General features: G+C 52.3%; 17 protein-coding genes. 7 read left to right on the top strand and 10 right to left on the bottom strand.

The features are described 5' to 3' along the window. Positions 1 to 248 precede the first annotated feature (248 nt). From ACO0LL_RS15640 to kdpF, 7 genes are all read right to left on the bottom strand, one after another. On the bottom strand, positions 249 to 992 hold the full coding sequence (locus ACO0LL_RS15640; RefSeq protein WP_422951775.1) for a TorF family putative porin: 744 nt from the start codon (positions 990 to 992) through the stop codon (positions 249 to 251). A 96-nt stretch (positions 993 to 1,088) separates the two neighbouring features. Beyond that, positions 1,089 to 1,796 carry a two-component system response regulator KdpE gene (kdpE, locus tag ACO0LL_RS15635; RefSeq protein ID WP_422951774.1) on the bottom strand — a complete coding sequence of 236 codons (708 nt, stop codon included), beginning with the start codon at positions 1,794 to 1,796 and terminating at the stop codon, positions 1,089 to 1,091. Between the two features lie 7 nt (positions 1,797 to 1,803). Further along, positions 1,804 to 4,527, bottom strand: a complete 2,724-nt coding sequence (gene kdpD / locus ACO0LL_RS15630; RefSeq protein ID WP_422951773.1) for a two-component system sensor histidine kinase KdpD — start codon at positions 4,525 to 4,527, stop codon at positions 1,804 to 1,806. A 30-nt stretch (positions 4,528 to 4,557) separates the two neighbouring features. Beyond that, complete coding sequence (gene kdpC, locus ACO0LL_RS15625; protein ID WP_422951772.1) at positions 4,558 to 5,172, bottom strand: potassium-transporting ATPase subunit KdpC; 615 nt, start codon at positions 5,170 to 5,172, stop codon at positions 4,558 to 4,560. Between the two features lie 27 nt (positions 5,173 to 5,199). Next, positions 5,200 to 7,236, bottom strand: a complete 2,037-nt coding sequence (gene kdpB / locus ACO0LL_RS15620; protein WP_422951779.1) for a potassium-transporting ATPase subunit KdpB — start codon at positions 7,234 to 7,236, stop codon at positions 5,200 to 5,202. Between the two features lie 217 nt (positions 7,237 to 7,453). Next, positions 7,454 to 9,262: a potassium-transporting ATPase subunit KdpA gene (gene kdpA, locus ACO0LL_RS15615; RefSeq protein ID WP_422951771.1), complete on the bottom strand. Its 1,809-nt coding sequence runs from the start codon at positions 9,260 to 9,262 to the stop codon at positions 7,454 to 7,456. Then, positions 9,262 to 9,351: a K(+)-transporting ATPase subunit F gene (gene kdpF, locus ACO0LL_RS15610; RefSeq protein WP_422951770.1), complete on the bottom strand. Its 90-nt coding sequence runs from the start codon at positions 9,349 to 9,351 to the stop codon at positions 9,262 to 9,264. The genes kdpA and kdpF overlap by 1 nt, the downstream gene beginning before the upstream one ends. A 419-nt stretch (positions 9,352 to 9,770) precedes the next feature. Between kdpF and ACO0LL_RS15605 the strand changes: the two genes are divergently transcribed. Continuing rightward, a complete protein-coding gene (locus tag ACO0LL_RS15605; protein WP_422951769.1) occupies positions 9,771 to 12,755 on the top strand; it encodes a bifunctional diguanylate cyclase/phosphodiesterase in 2,985 nt (994 codons plus the stop codon). Here ACO0LL_RS15605 and ACO0LL_RS15600 read toward each other — a convergent pair. Beyond that, on the bottom strand, positions 12,738 to 13,631 hold the full coding sequence (locus tag ACO0LL_RS15600) for a Dyp-type peroxidase (RefSeq protein ID WP_422951768.1): 894 nt from the start codon (positions 13,629 to 13,631) through the stop codon (positions 12,738 to 12,740). The genes ACO0LL_RS15605 and ACO0LL_RS15600 overlap by 18 nt on opposite strands. A gap of 190 nt (positions 13,632 to 13,821) precedes the next feature. Between ACO0LL_RS15600 and alaC the strand changes: the two genes are divergently transcribed. Both alaC and ACO0LL_RS15590 read left to right on the top strand, forming a co-directional pair. Continuing rightward, a complete protein-coding gene (gene alaC, locus ACO0LL_RS15595; protein ID WP_422951767.1) occupies positions 13,822 to 15,075 on the top strand; it encodes an alanine transaminase in 1,254 nt (417 codons plus the stop codon). A gap of 20 nt (positions 15,076 to 15,095) precedes the next feature. After that, positions 15,096 to 15,674, top strand: a complete 579-nt coding sequence (locus ACO0LL_RS15590; protein WP_422951766.1) for a hypothetical protein — start codon at positions 15,096 to 15,098, stop codon at positions 15,672 to 15,674. A gap of 63 nt (positions 15,675 to 15,737) precedes the next feature. On the opposite strand, the gene ACO0LL_RS15585 is transcribed toward ACO0LL_RS15590, so the two are convergent. Continuing rightward, positions 15,738 to 16,904 (bottom strand): mandelate racemase/muconate lactonizing enzyme family protein, encoded by a 1,167-nt coding sequence (locus tag ACO0LL_RS15585; protein ID WP_422951765.1) that lies wholly within the window; start codon positions 16,902 to 16,904, stop codon positions 15,738 to 15,740. Positions 16,905 to 17,011: 107 nt separating this feature from the next. On the opposite strand from ACO0LL_RS15585, the gene ACO0LL_RS15580 reads away from it, so the two are divergent. Continuing rightward, entirely contained in the window at positions 17,012 to 17,902 is an 891-nt protein-coding gene (locus ACO0LL_RS15580) for a LysR family transcriptional regulator (protein WP_422951764.1), read from the top strand. A gap of 31 nt (positions 17,903 to 17,933) precedes the next feature. Here ACO0LL_RS15580 and ACO0LL_RS15575 read toward each other — a convergent pair whose 3' ends face one another. After that, positions 17,934 to 18,671: a siderophore-interacting protein gene (locus tag ACO0LL_RS15575; protein WP_422951763.1), complete on the bottom strand. Its 738-nt coding sequence runs from the start codon at positions 18,669 to 18,671 to the stop codon at positions 17,934 to 17,936. Between the two features lie 38 nt (positions 18,672 to 18,709). Here ACO0LL_RS15575 and ACO0LL_RS15570 point away from each other — a divergent pair, with 38 nt between their 5' ends. From ACO0LL_RS15570 to ACO0LL_RS15560, 3 genes are all read left to right on the top strand, one after another. Beyond that, positions 18,710 to 19,180, top strand: coding sequence for a MarR family winged helix-turn-helix transcriptional regulator (locus ACO0LL_RS15570; protein WP_422951762.1), 471 nt, complete (start codon positions 18,710 to 18,712; stop codon positions 19,178 to 19,180). Between the two features lie 174 nt (positions 19,181 to 19,354). Beyond that, positions 19,355 to 20,419 carry a histidinol-phosphate transaminase gene (gene hisC, locus ACO0LL_RS15565; RefSeq protein ID WP_422951761.1) on the top strand — a complete coding sequence of 355 codons (1,065 nt, stop codon included), beginning with the start codon at positions 19,355 to 19,357 and terminating at the stop codon, positions 20,417 to 20,419. Between the two features lie 527 nt (positions 20,420 to 20,946). Then, positions 20,947 to 22,224: a M16 family metallopeptidase gene (locus tag ACO0LL_RS15560; protein ID WP_422951760.1), complete on the top strand. Its 1,278-nt coding sequence runs from the start codon at positions 20,947 to 20,949 to the stop codon at positions 22,222 to 22,224. Positions 22,225 to 22,384: the final 160 nt, after the last annotated feature.

Here is a 22,384-nt window from a genome sequence, read left to right as displayed (position 1 = left end):
TCAAACTTTGATACTCTTTCATCTTGAAACTCCTTCTTTTGGTAGAGATAGAAGTTTCAAACCGACCGCCGTATAGGTCAAACCTTGAGGAGTCCCCCGGCAGAGCCGGGGGATTACCTTATTTATTCAAAAAAAGAGACCTGAGTTTTGTAGGGTGCGCCGTGCGCACCATTTCTCGTACACTCACACCATTTTTGACAAGAGAAACGGTGCGCACGGCGCACCCTACAATGTTAATCAGGACTTATTCAAAACGTTTTGCTAACCGTGACTACCAGCGCTGTCTTGCCCAGGAACTTGCCATTGGCTGGTGATGCATAAGCCACTTCACCAGCATTGGTGCCGATGACGGCTACAGCACCTGTAAGGATACCAAAGTCTTTTGTCAGACCTAGCTTCCAGTCTGTATAACTGTAAGCGCCATTGTTCTTGACTTGCTGGTGACCGGCATGCAGGTTCAGCGTCAGGCCGGTAGCCATTTCCACATTCGCGCCCAGGTCCAGATAGCCGCTGTTTTTGCTATCAGCAAAACCGAACAGGTTGGTGACAGAGTGTGAATATTTGGCATAAGCCGGACCATAAGAAAGCTGGCCATAAATTTCTGTGGTATTCGCGCTCACCGCCAGGCCATTGGATGGATAGACGTAGCTGAGTACACCGACGTCATAACTGATGTCCTTGCTGATGCTGCTGAGTTCACCGCGCTTGCCTGCGTACAGATCAATCTCTACATCGCCACCACCACCTGCATCCTTGGTCCATTTGATGGTGGATGCCCATGTGCCGGCATAAAAGCCGCTGGGGTTATGGGTATAGTCAGCGCCACCCTGCAATGCAGCTTGCAAACGTGTTTGTGAAATGCCGCGATAACGGTAATCAGAAGTCACTGCTGCATTGAAGCTGACTTCATGCTCAGGTTTGGTATCTTCTGCGCTGGCATATCCGGCAAAAAAGACGGTGCTGATGGCTGCTGCCATGATGAGTTTTTTCATTTGAGTCCTCTCAAAAAAGTATTTGCAAAATTTAAGGATGCAAAAGTCCCACCGGCGAGCCAGGAAGCTGCCGGTTATTCAAATATTGGTATGGTTTTAGCTAGGTAAGAGCAAGCGGTAGCCTATGGCTGTCTCTGTCAACAGATAGCGCGGCTGCGCCGGGTCATCTTCGAGTTTCTGTCGCAAATGCCCCATGTAGATGCGCAGGTAATGGCCGCTTTCAGAATGGCTAGGCCCCCAGACTTCACGCAGTAGTTGCGGGTTGGTGACAACACGGCCAACATTGGTGACCAGCACCATCAGCAGCCGGAATTCTGTCGGTGTCAGCTTCACCATCGCCCCAGCCTTGGTGACCAGGCGGGCTTTCATATCGACCTTGACATCACCGAACTGGACGATGCCATCGAGATTGACACCAGGCTGGCGCTGACGCCGGAAAGTCGCGCGTACGCGTGCCAGCAATTCACCAACACCAAAAGGCTTGCTGAGATAATCATCGGCCCCGGCATCGAGCGCCTTGATCTTGTCCTGTTCACTGACGCGGGCAGACAAGACGATGATAGGTACGTTAGACCATTTGCGTACATCGAGGATGAAATCGATGCCGTCACCATCTGGCAAACCCAGGTCAAGGATGATGAGGTCAGGCTGGCGTGTACCGGCATCGACGAGGCCGCGCTGCAGGTTCACCGATTCATGGACTTGCCATTGTTCTTCTTCGAGCGCATTGCGCACGAAGCGGCGTATCTGTGGTTCATCTTCAACCAGCAAGGCGACTGGTGTTGTTTGGCTAGCAGTAGTCATCGTGTGCTTATTCTTCAAGATCAGGCATCGCCGGTGGCGTGCCTAAAGGCAGGGTAAAGATGAAGCAGGCTCCGCCTCCGACGTTCGGCGACTGCGCTGCATGCATGCTGCCCTTGTGGGCCGTGATAATGGCACGGCAAATTGCCAGCCCCAGGCCAACGCCGGGCAGGGCAGACTCACGTTCACCCCGGGTAAATTTTTCAAATATGGCTTCTTCACGCCCAGCTGGCAAACCCGGCCCGTTGTCATAGACCTTGGCTTCCAACATGCTGCCATTCAGTTCTGCCGAGATCGTAATAAGTGAATTTTCTGGCGTATATTTGCAGGCATTTTCCAGCAGGTTGCACAATACCCGCTCTATCAGCACGGCATCAAAACTGATTAGCGGCAAAGCGGCTTCCAGCCTGGTTTCCACTTTATGTGTCTGCAATTGCGCGCTGCAGATGCGCAGGGAAGTACCGACCACTTCTTCAAAAGTCTGCCATTGCAGATTCAGTTTGACTTCGCCGCTTTCTATCCTTGCCATGTCGAGCAGATTAGTCACCAGGGCAGACAGGCGCAAGGTCTCATCACGCAGGGCTCGCGCCATATGCAATTGTGCATCTGCCAGCGTGGGTTTGGACATGGCCAGGGATTCCGAGATACCTACCAGCGAAGTCAGCGGTGTGCGCAAATCATGCGACAACGCCGCCAGCAATGAATTGCGCAGGCGTTCAGATTCCATATGGATCAGGGCATCTTGCGCGACCTCGATATAGTGCACGCGTTCCAGTGCGATTGCTGCCAGGGCGGCGAAGGTATCAAGTTGCTGCCTTTGCTCGGGTATCATGATCCAGCGCTTGCTCTCTGGTTGTATCGCCAGCAAGCCACGGGTGCGCATGGGCGCGACCAGCGGCAGGTAAAAGAAGTTACTGGCGGGCAGGGTGTCTGTGCCTATGCCTGCTGCTTCTACCTTGTCAAACGCCCATTGCGCGATGCCCATGTCCAGGCCGCTTACTGCAGTGGCAGGGGGCAGCAAACGCCCGCTATCATCCGGTAACAACAGGGTTGCCTGGGCGCGGAAGGCTCTTTGTATGATGAGCTGGGTGGTTTCTGAAATCTGTTCTGCCAATAAAACCCCGGATAAATCACGGGCGAATTCATACAAGGCACGCGCCCTCGATTCCCTGTGCGATGCCACCCTGGCCTGATAACGTAAATCAGCAGTCAGATGACCAGTGATCAAACCAACCAGTAGCATGACGGCAAAGGTCATCAGATATTGCAAGTCGCTGACTGCAAAAGAAAAACGTGGTGGTACAAAAAAGAAATCGAATACAGCAATACCGACAATAGTGGAAAGTACCGAAGGGCCACGTCCAAATTTGACGGCCACCAGCACCACCGTCAATAAAAACAGCATGGCGATATTGACGAGATTGAATACCTCAAATAAGGGCGTAGCTATCAGGCCGGTGGCAACACTGGCCAGCACCGCATAAACATAACGCCAATGCCGTGCTGGTACGCGCGGGCTGGGCAGCTCACTGGCACTGCCAGGCGCTGCATTTTTTTCATGATCATTGTCGGTAGCACTAGTGCGGCTTTGTCCAACCTCAATCAAGTCCAGGTCGGGTGCATAGGCCGCAATATCATGCAGATGCGTCGTTTGACGCCAGGCAAATCGCCATTTGCTTGCTTTACTCCGTCCCAGGACGATGCGTGAAAAGTTATGGCTATGGGCATAGTCAACGATAGCCAGTGCAATGTCCTTGCCAGTCAGCACAGCCGTGGTCGCACCCAGGTCTTGCGCCAGCTTCAGGGTTTTTAAAATGCGTTCACGCTGCGCCGATGGCAGCCTTTGCAGTTGCGGTGTTTCTACATACACGGCATGCCATTCTGCATTCATCTGGCTGGCCAGGCGGGCAGCACTACGCACCAGGTGGTCAGCATCACCATGTGGGCCTATGCAGGCCAGCAGGGCGGCGTCGGTTTTCCAGATCGTGCCTATGGATTTTTCTATGCGATAGGCCTGTACATCATCTTCGACCCTGTCGGCAGTGCGGCGCAGGGCCAGTTCGCGCAAGGCGATCAGATTACCTTTGCGGAAAAAATTCTTGGCAGCCCGTTCTGCCTGTTGCAATTTATACACGCGGCCAGATTTGAGCCTGGCCAGCAATTCGTCGGCAGGGATATCCACCAGTACGACTTCATCAGCCTCATCAAACACCTTGTCTGGCAGGGTTTCATTGACGCGTATGCCGGTGATACCGCCGACCACGTCATTCAGGCTTTCAAGATGCTGGACATTGACGGTGGTGTAGACATCGATACCAGCGCTCAGCAATTCATCGACATCTTGCCAGCGTTTGGGGTGGCGTGAACCGGCGGCATTCGAATGCGCCAGCTCATCCATCAGTATCAAGGGTGGATGGCGTTCCAGCGCGCTGTCTATATCAAATTCACTAAGGGTCTTGTCGCGGTAGGCGATGGCCCTGGGTGGCAAGACTTCGAGACCATCGACCAAGGCTGCGGTTTCATCACGGCCATGGGTTTCTATAACACCAACCAATACCTGCTGGCCCTCGGCCACCAGCTTGCGGGCAGCAGTCAGCATGGCGTAGGTTTTGCCTACGCCAGCGGATGCACCGAAATAGATACGCAGCTTGCCACGCGTGGCCCGGCGTTCTTGCTCCTGCACATGTGCAAGCAAGACATCAGGGTCAGGGCGTTGTTCGCTATTAGTGGCCATATCGGTTTTTCTTGTACTTCTTATCTTGAATTACTTAGAGAGTTTATCCAGTGCCAGATTCAAAGCCAGCACATTCACCCTGGCCTCGCCCAGCAGACCCAAAGCAGGCTGTTGCGCCAGTTGGTCTATGATAGCCTTGACTTGCGACTCTTGCAGCTTGCGTTCGCGTGCCACCCTGGCCAACTGGTAATTGGCCGCCGCAAGGCTGATTTCAGGATCAAGCCCACTGGCCGATGCCGTCACCAGATCGACAGGGATTTTTGCCGTATTGCCAGGGTCAGCCGCCTTCAATGCTTCTACCCGGCCTTTGATGGCATCAAATTGCGCCACATTGCTAGGGCCAAAGTTGGAACCGCTGGATGCCAGGGCATTGTTCGGCATAGGGCCAGTGGCAGATGGTCTGCCCCAGAAGTATTTTGGCGACGAGAAAGACTGGCCTATCAGGGAAGAACCCACAGTCTTGCCACCCTGTACGACCAGGCTGCCTTCTGCCTGATCGTTAAAAATTACCTTACCCAGACCTGTCATCGCATAGGGATAGATAACGCCAACCACCAGTGTCAGCCCGGCGAGCAGGACGATGGCGGGGCGGAAGATAGAATTGCCAGCGTCGGGGTTTGTAACAGCGCTTGTATTGGTACTCATGATGATTCCTTATTGAGCGATATAAATTCAGGCGAGGTGCAACACAGCCAGGATGACATCAATGAGCTTGATGCCAACAAAAGGCAGGACAATGCCACCCAGGCCATAGATCAGCAGATTGCGGCGCAATAGCAGCGATGCACCGATGGCGCGATATTTGACACCTTTCAAAGCTAGCGGGATCAGGAAGACGATGATCAGGGCATTGAAGATCACCGCAGACATGATGGCCGATGAAGGGCTGGTCAGGTGCATGATGTCTAGCGCTTTGAGCTGTGGATAAGTGGCGACAAAGGCTGCCGGGATAATCGCAAAATACTTGGCGATATCATTCGCAATCGAGAAGGTCGTCAGCGAACCGCGTGTCATCAGCATCTGTTTGCCTATCTCGACGATTTCCAGCAGCTTGGTAGGATTGGAATCCAGATCGACCATATTGCCGGCCTCTTTTGCTGCCTGCGTGCCGGATGCCATGGCGACTGCCACGTCAGCCTGAGCCAGTGCCGGTGCATCATTGGTGCCATCACCTGTCATGGCGACCAGGCGGCCTTCAGCCTGGTGGCTGCGTATCAGTTTGAGCTTGTCTTCTGGCGTGGCTTCTGCCAGAAAGTCATCGACACCGGCCTCGGCTGCGATGGCAGCAGCTGTCAGCCTGTTGTCACCGGTGATCATGATGGTCTTGATACCCATGCGGCGCAACTCGGCAAACCTTTCCTTGATGCCGCCCTTGACGATATCCTTCAACTCTATCGCACCCATGACCTTGCCATCATCCACCACCACCAATGGCGTACTGCCGCGGCGTGAAATATCATCCACGGTTTTACTGAGTTCGGCAGGGAAAGGGCGACCGAGCGATTCCACGAACTTCTTGACCGAATCTGCAGCGCCCTTGCGTATCTGGCGATTGCCTATATCGACACCACTCATGCGGGTTTGCGCGGTGAATTGCACGAAAGTCGCATTCAGGCTGGCCATCTCACGCTCACGCAGATTGTATTTTTGCTTGGCGAAGATGACAATGCTGCGGCCTTCTGGTGTCTCATCTGCGAGAGAAGCCAGTTGGGCAGAATCAGCCAGTTGCGGCAAGCTCACGCCGGGCGCAGGGAAAAAATCAGATGCCTGGCGGTTACCCAGGGTGATAGTGCCGGTTTTATCCAGCATCAGCACATCAACGTCACCTGCAGCCTCCACCGCACGGCCAGACGTGGCGATGACATTCGCCTGCATCATGCGGCTCATGCCAGCTACACCAATCGCAGACAGCAAGCCGCCTATGGTGGTAGGGATCAGGCAGACCAGCAGGGCGATCAGCACCGTGATGGAGATAGGGGCAGAAGCAAAACCCGCGGCCTTGGCGGCATCGACACTGAACAGCGAGAATGGCAGCAAGGTCACAGTCACCACCAGGAAGATGATGGTCAGGGCCACCAGCAAAATGGTCAGGGCAACTTCATTCGGGGTCTTCTGGCGTTTCGCGCCTTCGACCATGGCGATCATGCGGTCGATGAAGGCTTCACCCGGGTTGGATGTCACGCGCATCACCAGCCAGTCAGACAGGACGCGGGTTCCACCGGTAACAGCAGAAAAGTCACCACCTGATTCACGTATCACGGGTGCAGATTCACCGGTGATGGCGCTTTCATCCACCGTCGCCACACCCTCGATGACTTCGCCATCGATAGGAATGACGTCATTGGCTTCGACCAGTACCACGTCACCCTTGCGCAAGTCATTGGCCTGGGCTGGCAGCCAGGTGGTGCCGTGTTTTGGTATGGCCAGTTTTTTGGCCATCACGGTTTGCTTCAATGCGCGCAGGGAAGCGGCCTGGGCCTTGCTGCGGCCTTCTGCCAGTGCCTCGGCAAAATTGGCAAACAGGACGGTGAACCATAACCAGATGGAAATGGCGAGGATAAAACCAGGGCTGGCTTCACCCTGCCCCATCAAAGATTGCACGAACAGCATGCTGGTGATGATGCTGCCTACATACACGACAAACATCACCGGGCTACGCAATTGTGTGCGTGGGCTGAGTTTTTTGAATGAATCGATGACGGCAGGCATGATCAGGCTGCTGTCAAACAGCGACAAGCGTGGCTTGCCGCCGGATATGGAGTCGCCAGCTTGTCCAGCGCCAGGTTTGGCGGCTGTATTGACTTTGCTGTCTATCGACTTTTGTACACTGGTACTAGACATTTTAATCCCCTTAAACTACGAGTGAGTCTGAATGACCGCGCCATCAGGCAAGCCGTCATTCAGAATCCACAAATTATTCCGCGCGTTATTTCACTATCAGCTGCAAATGTTCAACCACCGGGCCCAAGGCCAGGGCAGGCACATAATTGAGCACACTGATGAGCACCACCGTACCCACCAGCAGGGCGATGAACATGGGACCATGGGTGGGCATGGTGCCAGCATTGGCTTCCAGCCTTTTCTTGCCTGCCAGTGAACCGGCTATCGCCAGCACAGGCACGATCATGGCAAAGCGGCCAAACCACATGGCGATCGCCAGCATGATGTTGTAGAAAGGTGTATTCGCACTCAAGCCAGCGAAGGCGCTGCCATTGTTGTTGGCGGCTGAAGTAAAGGCATACAGCACTTCAGAAAAACCATGGGCACCCGGGTTCAAAATACCGGCCTTGCCTGCCTCCGACATGACCGCGATGGCCGTGCCCGCCAGCACCAATACTGGAGTTACCAGAATGGCGATGGATGTCATCTTCATTTCATAAGCCTGGATTTTCTTGCCCAAGTATTCTGGTGTCCGGCCTATCATCAGGCCAGCGATAAACACCGCCAGTATCGCGAAGATCAGCATGCCATACAGGCCACTGCCTACGCCGCCAAACACCACTTCACCAAACTGCATGAGTACGATAGGTACCAGGCCGCCGATAGGCATGAGGGAATCATGCATGGCGTTCACTGCGCCGCAAGACGCTGCCGTCGTTACCGCAACAAACAGGCTCGATGCGCTGATGCCGAAGCGGGTTTCCTTGCCTTCCATATTGCCACCGGCTTGCAGTGCTGACGTGGCCTGGTCGATATTCATGCTGGCCAGTACGGGATGAGTCTGCTGCTCTGACAGCATCACAGTCAGCGTCATGGCCACGAACAGGACTGTCATTGCCATCAATACCGCCCAGCCCTGGCGCATATCACCGACCATGTGGCCAAAGGCAAAGCACAGCGCGGCGGGGATCAGGAAGATGGCAATCATCTGCATGAAATTGCTCAGGTAGCTGGGGTTTTCATATGGATGTGCCGAGTTGGCATTGAAAAAGCCGCCGCCATTGGTACCCAGCATCTTGATGGCTTCTTGCGAAGCCACCGGGCCCATGGGCAAAGTCTGGGTAGTCGTCGTCAGGGTTTCCATGACAGGTGCGCCCTTGTCATCTTTTAAAGGCTGCGCATCAGGGCCGAGCTTGGGCTGGCTATAAGTGACAGGATCAATCAACTGTACATCTTTATAGCCAGAGAAATTCTGGATCACGCCCTGGCCCATGAGGAAGACGGCGAATATCACCGACAGTGGCAACAGGAGGTACAAAGTAGAGCGAGTTATATCAGTCCAGAAATTGCCTATGGACGTGGCTGAATGACGGCTGAAACCGCGTATCAGTGCAAACACCACGGCAATGCCGGTTGCTGCGGAAAAGAAGTTTTGCCCGGCCAGCACCAGCATCTGGGTCAGGTAACTCATGGTGGATTCACCGGTATAGCCTTGCCAGTTAGTATTGGCGACAAAGCTGACCGCGGTATTGAAAGAAGAATCCATGCTGACATTGGCCAGGCTCTGAGGATTCAAAGGCAACCAGGCTTGCAGGCGCTGCACTGCATATACCAGCAGCGCGCCAAGGGTATTAAAGATCAGCAGGGCGATGGCATATTGCTTCCAGCCCATACCCGCTTCAGTTTTGACGCCTGCGAGGCGGTACAGGCCTTTTTCCAACCAGCGCAACCAGCCCATGCCTGGTACAGCAGCCTTGTCATCCGCTATCCTGGCGATGAAGCCGCCCAAGGGGTATGACAAGAGCAATAGCGCGACCAGGAACAATACCAATAAAACAATTGCTTGCGTAGTCATCACAGCTCCTCGGCATTCAACAAGGCTGCGATCAGATAGATGAACAGGGCGGCAGCCACCACCGTGCCCAGGATGTAGAAGGGATTCATGCTTTTGCTCCCAGAGTGTCGCAGGCCAGCACTAACGCCCAGACCAGCAGGAAGAAAATTCCCATGCCTGCGAGATATAAAAATTCCATCAGATATTCCATGTTTTGCTCCTTCGTTTTTACACAGTGAAGCATAGTCAGAAGCATGTAAAAAATTCGTAAAGACTTAAACAGGGGGCGTAAACAAAGTGTAAAAATTCAAAATGTAAAAATTCGGCAAAATTCAGCAGAATTCGGCAAAATTCGCAATTCAAAGGCAAATTGAAAGAACGCGGATATTGATCTAAGATTAAGAGAGGCTGTCTTGATGCATTTTTGTCAGGATTAGACGAATGACAAAGAATGTTGACTTATCAAAAGTTAACTAACGCCAATCTTGCTTTGCCGCATAATTGCTCAAGTCTTTTAAAGTCTTTATCCATGTACAAGCCTGAGCAATTTGCCCATACCAGAAATTTTCGCCAGGAAATACGGCTGGGGCATTTTCTATTGATCATGCTGGCCTACTTTGGTGCCGGGCGTATCGGTTTGTCTATTCCCTATGTGAATCCCAGCGTCAGCCTGATCTGGCTGCCAACCGGCATCGCCATCACGGGTTTGCTGCGCCATGGCAGGCTGGCTGCAATCGCCGTGTTTCTTGCCGCCTGGCTGCTGGAAATGTCGGCAGGCTTTAGCGTACTGGTAGCTGGCAGCCTTGCGATAGGCAATACCCTGGGGCCAGTACTGAGCAAATGGCTATTGCGCAAGCAGGGTTTCAGGCGTGATTTTTCCAGGCGGCGCGATGTCATTGGCTTTGGCATGGCTGTCATGCTGGGCATGTGCATATCGGCGACAGGTGGCACGCTAACGCTATGGCTACATGGCCTGAACGCCGATCCGGCGGCAGTCTGGCTGACCTGGTGGGCGGGCGATACAGTAGGTGCCTTGCTGGCAGCTCCCTTGCTGTTGTCTTTTTCATTCAAGTCCCTGAGCGGTCTGTCCAGACGCAGGAAAGAGATTTTTGGTTTTCTGCTGGTGTTTGCACTGGCCAACTGGCTGATTTTTGCGTCCCCTTATAGCCATCTGCACCTGACCTTCATCATGGTGGGCATCATGATCTGGGCAGCCATGCGCTTTGGCATTACCGGTGCCTCTTGCGCAGTATTGATCACTTCTTTGTTCTCGGCCTGGGCCACGTCGCAAAGCATGGGGCCGTTTTATGACGGTGGCCAGGCCAACCTGCTGATACTCTGGGCCTATATGACGACCATGGTGCTGATCACCCTGATCATCACGGCCCTGCAGTCAGAAAGCATAGACGCCACCCGCCAGATACAGGAAGCTTATCAACGTATCAATAAAGTCGCCTCGCGCCTGCCCGGCCTGGTCTTGCAATACCGCATACGGCCCGACCATAGCGCCAGCATTCCTTTCGCCAGCGAAGCCATCGTGCAGATGTTTGAAGTCACGCATGAAGAAGTCAGGGACGATGCCCTGCATTTGTTTGATCGCATAGACCCGCAGGATATAGAAAAGGGCACTGCGTTGATACGTGATGCCATGCGCAACCTGGCGCCCTGGCAAAGTGAATTCCGCATGCATCGCAAGGATGGCACAGTACGCTGGCTGTATCTCGATGGCTTGCCGGAGCCAGAACCCGGCGGCTCGATGTTATGGCATTGCTTTATCACCGACATCACAGAACGCAAACAGGCTGAACAGGATTTGCGCATTGCAGCCTGTACCTTTGAATCACAGGAAGGCATCTTCGTTACAGACGCCAACTGGATCATGCTGAGGCTAAACCAGGCTTTCACCCGCATTTCTGGCTACACGACAGAAGACCTGATCGGCAAGCGCCCGCCCCTGCACAAGACCAAGCAGCAGGACAGGGATTTTTTTGAGCAGATCAATCTCTCACTGGCAGAACACCGCTACTGGCATGGTGAGCTATGGAGCCGCCGCAAGAATGGTGAAATCTATCCGCAAATGGTGACCCTGACAGCGATCACCGATAACCGTGGCGAAGTCAGCAATTACATAGGTTCTTTCAATGACATCAGCCGTCACAAAGGTTATGAAGCAGAGATACGCAATCTGGCTTTCTATGATCCGCTGACGCAGTTACCAAACCGCCGTTTGCTGATGGACAGGTTGCAGCATCTGATCTCCATCAGCAACCGTAATGAAACCCATAGCGCCATCCTGTTTATCGACCTCGATAATTTCAAGACCCTCAACGATACCCGTGGTCATGATGCCGGTGATCTGCTGTTGATAGAAACCGCCAGCCGCCTGCAAACCTGCGTACGCGACAGCGACACCGTGGCACGTCTCGGTGGTGATGAATTTGTCGTGGTACTAGAAGAGCTGAGCATAGAAAAAGAAGATGCCCTGCGCCAGGCTGACCGCATTGCCGAAAAAATACGCAAGTTGCTGAGCGAGCCCTATCAGATCACCGACTTTGAACATCATGGATCGAGCAGCATAGGTGTCTGCCTGTTCCAGGGTGGCGATATCACAGTCAAGGATTTATTCAAGCGCGCCGATACTGCCATGTATGAAGCCAAGACCGCTGGCCGCAATGCGGTGCGCTTTTTTGATCCGGCCATGCAGGCCATACTGGTGGTGCGCATGTTGCTGGAATCGAATTTGCGGGTGGCACTGGCGAATAATCAATTCCAGCTGTACTACCAGGTGCAGGTCAATTCCGAAGGCAAGCTCATCGGTGCTGAAGCTCTGCTACGCTGGATACATCCTGACCGCGGTTTTATTTCACCGGCAGACTTTATCCCGCTGGCAGAAGAAACCGGCCTCATCATCCCTATAGGTTTATGGGTGCTGGAAACTGCCTGTGCCCAGCTCAAGCAATGGGAAAGCAGCAAAGAAACCCGTCATCTGACCCTGGCCGTGAATGTCAGCGCCAAGCAATTCCAGCAAGCGGATTTTGTCGAGAGCCTCAGTGAAATCATACACAGGCACAAGATTGATGCAACACGCCTGAAGATAGAACTCACCGAGAGCACCGTGCTTGACAATGTCGATGCCACCACCGAGAAAATGCATGAATTGAAAAAGCTGGGCATCGCTTTTTCCATGGATGATTTTGGCACTGGTTATTCTTCACTGGCTTACTTGCAGCGTCTGCCGCTGAATCAGTTGAAGATAGATCAGTCTTTTGTACGTGACCTCAGCCATGATGAAAACGATGCGACCATTGTGCGCGCCATCATCTCATTGGGCGTCAACCTGGGTTTGAACGTGATTGCCGAAGGGGTGGAAACCAGTGCCCAGCGGGCGTTTTTGATTGCGCATAACTGCTATGCCTTCCAGGGCTATTATTTTTCCAAACCCTTGCCGCTGGAAGGCTTTCTGGCGTTATTGAAACCACCAGAGATAACGCTGGAATCAGACGAGATTCAATAAACGCACATCAAGCTTGCCACCCTGCATCGGCGGGCACCAGAAATAGCTGCCCGTCTGCGGCATGGTGAACTGGAACAGGGCATCAGTGACACCATCTTCTGCACCCGACATGCGTTTCAACTGCACTTCAAACGGGTAGAAAGAATTGGCGAAAGCAACAAAATACAGGCCCGCCTTGTCCAGCGCAGACCAGGGCATGGAACGCCTCAGCATGAAAGCCTCAGGCGTGAAATCTTCCTGTGCAGTACGCTTGACGTGGGCTGATTCTGGCGCATCTTCGAGTTCTTCATTATCGCTGCGGCGGCGGCCAACTGCATTGTCCTGGTCTGCTGTTGCCATGGCATCAAAGCGATCAAATTTGTGCAGCCATTGCTGGATGGCGACAAAGCTTGAACCTGTCAGGCCGGGCGTGTCGCCCACAACAAAAGCTGCAGCGATGGCAGCATCGTCATGCGGATTTTCTGTACCGTCTTCATAACCGCTGAGGTCACGGCCCTCCTTGTATTTGAAGGCATCAACCTGCTGCTGCAATTCAAATGCCGGGGCCAGTACAGGCATGAGCTGATGTAATTGACGCACCAGGTCACCACGTTCATGCTGGCGCAACCAGCACCACAATGCGGCAGGTGTCGCCGGCAGGCGCATGCGGCTGCCTTCTATGCCGTGGAATTCTTTCATGCCTGCGATCTCGCTGCCCAATACTTGCAAGAGGCTGGCACCGAAACCGATGACCAGATTCTGACCATCGGTTTTTTCTGCGAGATCGCGTACTACCTTCTTGACGCTTGCTGCATCAGTACCTGCCTTGATATTCAGACTGAGATAAACGGCATGGGCAGGGGCTGCCTGCAATATGCCTTCCTGGAATAAGTTCATGTACTGCTCCACTTTTTTCGAATTGATTGAATAGCGACAAATTTGTTTAGCAAGCATAACGCATCTTGCTGAAATTCAGATTGCTCGCTACAATCAAACGCGAGGCAAATCGCTTCAACGTCGCTCGGACGGTTCCGGGCGCCCGTTCTTGCAGTCTTATGGACTGTAAGGGCTACGTACAATTCAGATGATGACAAATACAACTACTCCGCCGGGCCGGGGTTCTGCTGTTGAAGGCTCTTCTACGCCTGCAACAAAGTTCTCTTTCGCTCGTATCAACCGCCTTCCCCCTTACGTATTCAATATCACTGCCGAGCTGAAGATGGCTGCACGCCGTCGTGGCGAAGACATCATCGATATGTCCATGGGTAATCCTGATGGTGCGACACCTGCGCACATTGTTGAAAAACTGGTTGAAGTGGCACAGCGTCCTGACACCCACGGTTATTCTGCCTCCAAGGGCATCCCCCGTTTGCGTCGTGCAATTGCGCACTGGTACAAGAGCCGTTACGAAGTCGATATCAATCCTGACAGCGAAGCCATCGTCACCATAGGTTCGAAAGAAGGTCTGGCGCATCTTATGCTGGCGACGCTGGACAAGGGCGACACCGTGCTGGTGCCCAATCCCAGCTACCCCATCCACATCTATGGCGCGGTAATCGCCGGTGCCGATATACGCTCCATACGCATGAGCCCGGGCGTGGATTTTTTTGCCGAACTCGAAAGAGCGATACGCGAAACTTATCCCAAGCCTAAGATGATGATCTTTGGCTTTCCATCGAATCCCACCGCGCAATGCGTGGAGCTGGAATTTTTCGAGCGCGTGGTCAAGCTGGCCAAGGAACACAATATCCTGGTGGTGCATGATCTTGCCTATGCCGACATCACCTATGATGGCTGGAAAGCTCCGTCCATCATGCAGGTGCCCGGAGCACGCGACGTGGCCGTCGAATTTTTCACGATGTCCAAGAGTTACAACATGGCGGGCTGGCGCATAGGCTTCATGGTCGGTAACAAGGAACTGGTGGCAGCACTGGCCCGTATCAAGAGTTACCACGACTATGGCAGCTTCACGCCCGTGCAGGTGGCGGCGATTGCCGCACTGGAAGGTGACCAGAGCTGTGTCAATGAAATACGCGACCAGTACCAGCGTCGTCGTGATGTACTCGTCAAAGGCTTGCATGAACTGGGCTGGATGGTGGAAAAACCCAAGGCATCAATGTATATCTGGGCACACATCCCTGAGCATTATCGCCATCTGGGCTCGCTGGAATTTGCTAAGCAGGTTTTGGAAAAAGCCAAACTCTGTGTCTCACCCGGCATAGGCTTTGGTGAATATGGCGATGAATATGTGCGCTTTGCCTTAATTGAAAATGAGTCACGCATACGTCAGGCCTTGCGTGGTTTGAAAACCATGTTCAAGGATGATGGAGTGACAAAATAAGCACAATCACTATTGCTGTCTTGCGTGACTTGCTGTCACCCTGGGGAGAGTTGCGCCCGCAAGCAGCAAGTGAATGGCAGGGTGAAGTAGCCCTGCCTGCTGCCCTTGCCAGCTTCTATGAACAGCTAGGCCCCTGGGGTGAAATAGTCCATGAAAAAGTCGGGCCTACTGGTCTATCACTGAGCGCGGGCGGTAATCCTGTTGATATACCGATACTCAAAAACCTGTGGTCCCGCCAGGCTTGCTATCGCTGGCATGGTAATACTGGTGAGAGCCTGCCTGAGTGGCAAGAGCACTGGCTGGTGGTAGCGACCGAAGGCAGCAATCCCTTCATGCTCGATACCATATCAGGGCAAGTGTATTTTGCCCTGGCTGGTGGCAAGCCTGATTTCCAGTTGTTTGCACCAGATTTGCTGACGGCTTTTGCAGCCATCGCCTGCGTCGCGAATACCATGCGTGAACTGGATGAACAGGCTTTTGATGACACTTATGAATTGACAGCTTCTGCGCGTGCGCGAGTCACTCTGGATTTGAATAAACTACTGGCTGGCAGCGCAGATGCGAGTCAGATGCTGGCAGCCTGGCGCTGGTATTGCTAAGCGAACTATCAGTCTAAGGCGCCCGGCAGCCAAATTGTGCTGGCTGCCTCCAACGCCTGCTCTTTATTCCGCAATCTTACGCATCTCCGCATACAAATCTGCCTTACCTTCAAAACCTATGCCCGGCAATTCTGGCAGCATGATGTGGCCGTTGACCACCTTGACACCATCCGGGAAGCCGCCATAGGGCTGGAACAGGTCAGGGTAGGATTCATTACCACCCAGGCCAAGACCAGCGGCAATATTCAGCGACATCTGGTGACCGCCATGCGGGATGCAGCGTTTGGCTGACCAACCATGTTCACGCAGCATATCCAGCGTACGCAGGTATTCGACGAGACCATAGCTGAGGGCGCAATCGAATTGCAACCAGTCGCGGTCTGCGCGCATGCCGCCGTAGCGTATGAGATTGCGGGCATCCTGCATGGAGAACAGGTCTTCACCCGTCGCCATGGGATTGGGGTAGTAATTACGCAAGGTCGCCTGCAATTCAAAGTCCAGCGGGTCACCCGGTTCTTCGTACCAGAACAAGTCATATTGCGAGAGTGCCTTGGCATATTTGATGGCAGTATCGAGGTCAAAGCGGCCATTCGCATCCACCGCCAGCTTTTGCCCATCGCCGAGTACGCTGAGGATGGAGTCAATGCGGCGCAAGTCTTCATCAAGCGAGGCTCCGCCTATCTTTTTCTTGACCACGGTATAGCCACGGTCAATATAGCTGCGCATTTCATCCTTGAGTTTGTCGTGGTTCTGGCCGGGGTAGTAATAACCGCCCGCTGCATAGACAAAGATATTGCGGTCTGGCGTGCCATTGCCGTAACGCTCTGCCAGCAACTGGAATAGCGGCTTGCCCTCTATCTTAGCGACAGCATCCCAGACTGCCATGTCGATGGTGCCGATAGCGACTGAACGTTCACCATGACCACCGGGTTTTTCATTGGTGAACATGCAGTTCCATATCTTGTGCGGGTCCAGATTATCGCTTGCGTCATTGATGAGGCTTTCCGGCTCAGCCTCCAGCACGCGCGGGATGAAGCGTTCGCGCATGAGCTTGCCTTGCCCGTAGCGGCCATTGGAGTTGAAACCATAGCCGATGACGCGCTTGCCATCTCTGACCACGTCCGTCACGACCGCCACCAGACTCAGCGTCATCTTGCTGAAGTCGATGTAGGCATTGCGTATGGGTGAGCTGATGGGCACGGTTTGTTCGCGGATTTCTACGATTTTCATTTGGCTTTATCCTGATAGGTAATGGAGGGCAAACTTTGTATGACTAAAGTCTACTATTCATTCATACTTATATAATTCACTCATATTTAAACCATTATTTACTTCCAGTGAATATTGATATCGCCCCCGAGCTGACTTTTTTCGTGCTGCTGGCCAAGCTGGGTAGTTTGTCGGCTACCGCACGCGAATTGGGTATCACGCCGCCTGCGGTGACCAAACGCCTGATGCTGATGGAGCAACGCCTGGGTGTGCGGCTGGTTAACCGCACCACGCGCCGCCTGAGTCTGACCAGCGAAGGCGAGTCTTATCTGGCGCAGGCAACACAAATCCTGTGCAGTATCCGCGATATGGAAGAGTCGGTTTCCAGCAGTCGCGGCATACCCAAGGGTTTGCTAAGGGTAAATGCCACGCCAGGCTTTGGCCGTACCCATATTGCACCGCTGGTGTCACGCTTTGCCCATCTGCATGCAGAGGTGGAAGTGCAATTGCAACTGACCGACCGCCCCATAGGCTTGGTAGAAGAAGCCTATGACCTGGCGATACGCTTTGGTGAATTGCCGGATTCTCGTCTCGGTGCCCGCAAGCTCATGAGCAACCGGCGCTTTTTATGCGCTTCACCCGCTTATCTGAAACAGGCCGGGCATCCGCAGACTCCTGCTGAATTGCATCATCACCGCTGCATCCTGCACAGGCAAAATGATGATGTGTATGGCACCTGGCGACTAGAAAAAGGGCGCAAGCTGGAACTGGTCAAGGTACGTGGCGCAGTGTCGAGCAATGACGGCGACGTAGTGCTGAACTGGGCACTGGATGGTCACGGCATACTGGTGCGCTCGGAATGGGATTTGAATAAATACCTGGAAAGCGGCAGGCTGCAAATCGTCTTGCCTGCCTACACACTACCAGCGGCTGACCTTTATGTGTATTACCTGAGCCGCCGCCAGCAACCTGCCAAGGTCAGGGCGTTTATTGATTTTTTGGTGGAAGAGTTCAAATGAGAATCCGGCGGTAGCCGGATTTCATCAATGATTAGCTTTCCAGGTTCTCATGATGCGCGATGAGGCCACGCTTCCAGTAAGCAGCCACCCGCATGGCAGTACCAGCATGGCCTTTTTCTTCCGCCAGTATGCGGCGTGTCGCGGCCATGGTCGCAGCTTCACCGGCGCACCAGGCATAGCCATCACCCACTGGCAAAGGCAGGGCGCGCAGCGTATCCAGAAACTCTTGTGCGCTATCTACCCAGACTATGCTGATATCTGCTGCACTGCTTAATTCCCGACGTTCGGCTGGTGGCACTTGCAGGATGACGATGGCGCGCACATCGGCAGGCAATTCCTCCAGGCGTCGCGATATCGCTGGCAAGGCGGTTTCATCACCGGCCAGCAAATGCCATTCATAGTCGGTGGGGATAACTAAAGAACCACGCGGCCCGGCGACCGTGACGCCATGACCAACATCTGCCTGGCTGGCCCAGGCGGCAGCGGGGCCATCACCGTGTATGGAGAATTCCAGCACCAGTTCGCCCTTGGTAGCATCGTAATGCCTGGGCGTGTAATCACGCATGACGACATTGTCACTGTCGGCGCCCAGTATCAATTTAAGGTGATCATCAAAAGATGCACTGATAAAACCCGGCAGGTCAGCACCGCTGAGAGTGATACGGCGGAAGTGCGGGGTCGGGCTTTCAACACGGACAACTTGCAGATTACGGCGTTTGATTTCATGGCGTATGCGTTGTACGCGGCTGGTTTCAGAGGCTATACTCATTTATTCACCTATCAAATTAGTTGACAATATCTACTATAATGCGCAAAACAAATGACAATGTCAACCATTCTCAAGAAAATAATGAGGATGGGGTGCTGGACCTTATCCATACGGTCATGCATCAATACCGTTCCATGCAATACCAGGCCCTGCGCGATGGCCCGCATGACATCACGCATATGGAAGGCAAGGTATTGAGCTATTTTGGCCATTACCCTGGCTCTACCCAGAGTGATCTGGCCAAGCACAGTGGCCGCGACAAGGCGCAACTGGCCAGGCTGATCAAGGGCTTGCGTGACCAGGGCTTGCTTGATGCCGTTGCCGATGAAAGCGACAAGCGCAATGTCAGGCTGACATTGACTACGGATGGGCAAAGCGTATTGACAACATTACGCCAGCAAGCCAAACGCCTGAATACCCTGGCATTGAAAGATATGGCCAGCAATGAGCAGCAAGAGTTGCTGCAACTCTTGCAAAGAGTTAAAGTCAATCTGGATGCTGGGTCTTAAGAAGCTGTTGCAAGTTTAGGGCGACTGCCACCTGGTAGGGTGCGCCGTGCGCACCATTTTTTGGCTATGAGGGCGGTGCGCACGGCGCACCCTACACATTGACTTAGGCGGTATCTGTTTATTTATTTTTCAACAGTCTCTAGAGAAATTTTAGCTAAAAAGAATTATCAGATCATGAGTAAATACTGGAGTGAAGTTGTTCACAAGCTGAATCCTTATACCCCTGGTGAACAGCCAAAGATGGCCAGGCTCATCAAGCTCAATACCAATGAAAACCCTTACCCGCCTTCACCCCGTGTGCTGGCGGCGATACAGCAAGCCACCAATGCTGATCTGCGCCTCTATCCTGATCCCGGCTCGGAACATTTGCGTAGCGTCATCGCAAATTATCATGACCTGCAGGCAAACCAGGTTTTTGTCGGTAACAGCTCGGATGAAGTGCTGGCTCATGTGTTTCAGGCCCTGCTCAAACATCAGCGGCCTTTGCTTTTCCCCGATATCAGCTACAGCTTTTATCCTGTGTATTGCGGCTTGTATGAAATCGCCCACCGCAGCGTACCGCTGGATGCAGAATTCCAGTTGAACGTGGAAGATTATCTGCAAGAAAATGGCGGGATTATTTTTGCAAACCCGAATGCGCCAACTGGCTGCGCCGTGCCGCTGGAAAAAATCGAATTCCTGCTGCAACACAATAGCGACAGCGTCGTTGTCATTGATGAAGCCTATGTCGATTTTGGTGGTGAGACTGCGATTGCTTTGATAGACCGTTACCCCAATTTGCTGGTCGTGCACACGCTGTCAAAATCGCGCTCGCTGGCTGGTTTGCGAGTAGGTTTTGCGGCAGGGCATGCAGATTTGATTGCGGGTCTGAACCGTGTCAAAAACAGTTTCAACGCTTACCCGCTGGACAGGCTGGCAGTAGCTGGCGCGATCGCTGCATTTGAAGACCAGGATTATTTTTTGCAGACTTGCCAGGCAGTGATGGCGACACGCGACAGGCTGGCGACAGATATGCGGGATTTGGGTTTTGAAGTCTTGCCGTCAGCGACGAATTTTATCTTCGCCCGTCATCCTCGTTTTGCGGCAGAAGAAATTGCCATGAATTTGCGTCAGTCCGGCATCATCGTGCGCCATTTCAAACTGCCGCGCATCAATGAATTTTTGCGCATTTCCATAGGCACTGATGAAGAATCCGCCTCACTGGTTTCTGCGTTGAAGCTATTGCTCCATCCCGCCTGACCTGAATACAGGCTCAGTACATTCTTGCTTGCAGACTGCGAATCAGCAGTTCTGCAAATGAGTATTCTCGTCATCACAAAACAGATCACTCCTGTCTCAGAGACTTCACTGTCACGCACATGCAATACGCAAGTTGACAGGAAATATAAATTAATTTTTAAGCATGATTAAAATATATTTTTAACTTTGCGTAACATTTCCAAATATTTTCATTTATGCTACTGCTCAGTGTAAAGGATGTCGAGGCGACTCAGTATGCGTACCGGTTTGCCTGATGTTTGCCTGGTGTTTTCCTTATTACTAGCTAGGCTACAGGGTCTGAACAATTCTGCTCCTTATGAATAGCACAGCTGTTGTAGCCCCGTTTCACTTACCTGGCTTGTAATCAGACCATAAAGCAATTCCAACAATAAATATTTGATGTAATGGACACGATGATTAACTGCAGTTTCACCAAATTTTCCCGGCTATTATTGACGATCAGCTATTTTGTATGTTCTCTTGCGTGTGCGAGAGAGCATTCGGATGTGGATCAAAATATCGATGCAATAAAATTGCAACATGAAGTACAGGGTGTCCGTGAATTTAAATTAAACAATGGAATGGCATTGCTATTCATTCCTGATACCCGTCAAAGTACAGTAACAACTCACCTGATTTATCGCAGTGGCTCCAGCAAGGAAAAATATGGGCAAAAAGGCCTCGCACACTTGCTTGAGCATTTGCTTTTAATTGAGTCAGTGGCAACCGCCAAAAAAAATTCTCAAGGACATATACAAAGTCTCAAGGTGAAAGGAGTTACCAATTTTGATTTTACAGATTATCAAACCTGGCCCGGTTCTGATATAAAAACGCTCAAATTTGCGTTGCAATACAGTTCTTCGATGATGGCGAGTTTCAATGCCACGCCTGAACAGCTGGAGGAAGCAAAGAGCCAAGTTATTAACGAAAGAGAAAATACGGAAGCCGGTCGCTTCAATTTTTTACTACGTGAAGCCACGTCACATCTTTTCACCTGGCATGCCTATGGCAGAGACCCACTAGGAATACCTAGCGATGTGCAAAATCTTACATTGAGCGATATGCGGGAATTTTGGTATCAACACTACAGACCTGAAAATGCGACACTCATCATCAGTGGAAAATATGATGAAGCCGACATGCTCAATACGGTGCTGCAATTATTTGGCCCCATCAGCAAAGCCAGGTATGAAGAAAAGCCTATTGTTACTGTTGAACCACCGCAGAATGGTGAACGTGAAATTGTCTTATTGAGAAAAACCACGGCACCGTATTCAATCATTTCTTACCGGGCGGTGGATATCAATCATCCTGATGCCGCGGCCATGGAATTGTTAAGCAGAGTCCTGAATTCCACAGAAAGAACAAAAAATGATTTTTCTGACCTGGGAAAAATAAAGAGTACCAGAGCCAGTTACATGTTGCTTCAGCAGGCAGGCTTGTTGATGTTTGGTATAGACTTTCAGTACGGGATCAGTGAGGGTATATTCAAAACCAAATTTATTGACGTACTTGAGAATCTTCCAAAACAGCCGATCACTGAGCAAGAGTTTTTAAAAGCAAAGAAAGCTGCTGCCAAGGATCATAAGCACATCACGGAAAATGCAGATGAATTGGCTTTTAAACTCCTCACTTTTATAGCCGGAGGTAATTGGCAGCGCTACTTTACTCTGCAACAAGACATACAAAATTATGACCTGACCCAACTTCAGAAAAAAGGGGAAGAGTGGATTACTTCTTCGAACAGACTTGCAATAACTCTCAGAGAACCTGTCAGGCGCTGATATTGAACATCATGGCAATTATTTTACTAAATGAGTGCTCAAGAATGTTGATCATCAATGTCACAGCATGTGCTAGCTCTACCGTATGGCGCAGCTGTTGACATGCGGGCGACGGTTGCGCAGAAGATGCCGTGTGCCCGAAGCTGATTTACGAGGCCAG

The sequence above is a fragment of the Undibacterium sp. TC4M20W genome (assembly GCF_049340245.1).
Lineage (GTDB): Bacteria > Pseudomonadota > Gammaproteobacteria > Burkholderiales > Burkholderiaceae_D > Undibacterium.
The sequence above is the reverse complement of the archived record's forward strand: the minus strand, read 5'-3'. Positions and strand labels throughout refer to the sequence as shown.

Excerpts from the sequence above, each read along its gene's own strand:
- ACO0LL_RS15640 (WP_422951775.1), bottom strand. The coding sequence starts at position 992 with ATGAAAAAACTCATCATGGCAGCAGCCATCAGCACCGTCTTTTTTGCC.
- kdpE (WP_422951774.1), bottom strand. The coding sequence starts at position 1,796 with ATGACTACTGCTAGCCAAACAACACCAGTCGCCTTGCTGGTTGAAGAT.
- kdpD (WP_422951773.1), bottom strand. The coding sequence starts at position 4,527 with ATGGCCACTAATAGCGAACAACGCCCTGACCCTGATGTCTTGCTTGCA.
- kdpC (WP_422951772.1), bottom strand. The coding sequence starts at position 5,172 with ATGAGTACCAATACAAGCGCTGTTACAAACCCCGACGCTGGCAATTCT.
- kdpB (WP_422951779.1), bottom strand. The coding sequence starts at position 7,236 with ATGCCTGCCGTCATCGATTCATTCAAAAAACTCAGCCCACGCACACAA.
- kdpA (WP_422951771.1), bottom strand. The coding sequence starts at position 9,262 with ATGACTACGCAAGCAATTGTTTTATTGGTATTGTTCCTGGTCGCGCTA.
- kdpF (WP_422951770.1), bottom strand. The coding sequence starts at position 9,351 with ATGAATCCCTTCTACATCCTGGGCACGGTGGTGGCTGCCGCCCTGTTC.
- ACO0LL_RS15605 (WP_422951769.1), top strand. The coding sequence starts at position 9,771 with ATGTACAAGCCTGAGCAATTTGCCCATACCAGAAATTTTCGCCAGGAA.
- ACO0LL_RS15600 (WP_422951768.1), bottom strand. The coding sequence starts at position 13,631 with ATGAACTTATTCCAGGAAGGCATATTGCAGGCAGCCCCTGCCCATGCC.
- alaC (WP_422951767.1), top strand. The coding sequence starts at position 13,822 with ATGACAAATACAACTACTCCGCCGGGCCGGGGTTCTGCTGTTGAAGGC.
- ACO0LL_RS15585 (WP_422951765.1), bottom strand. The coding sequence starts at position 16,904 with ATGAAAATCGTAGAAATCCGCGAACAAACCGTGCCCATCAGCTCACCC.
- ACO0LL_RS15575 (WP_422951763.1), bottom strand. The coding sequence starts at position 18,671 with ATGAGTATAGCCTCTGAAACCAGCCGCGTACAACGCATACGCCATGAA.
- ACO0LL_RS15570 (WP_422951762.1), top strand. The coding sequence starts at position 18,710 with ATGCGCAAAACAAATGACAATGTCAACCATTCTCAAGAAAATAATGAG.
- hisC (WP_422951761.1), top strand. The coding sequence starts at position 19,355 with ATGAGTAAATACTGGAGTGAAGTTGTTCACAAGCTGAATCCTTATACC.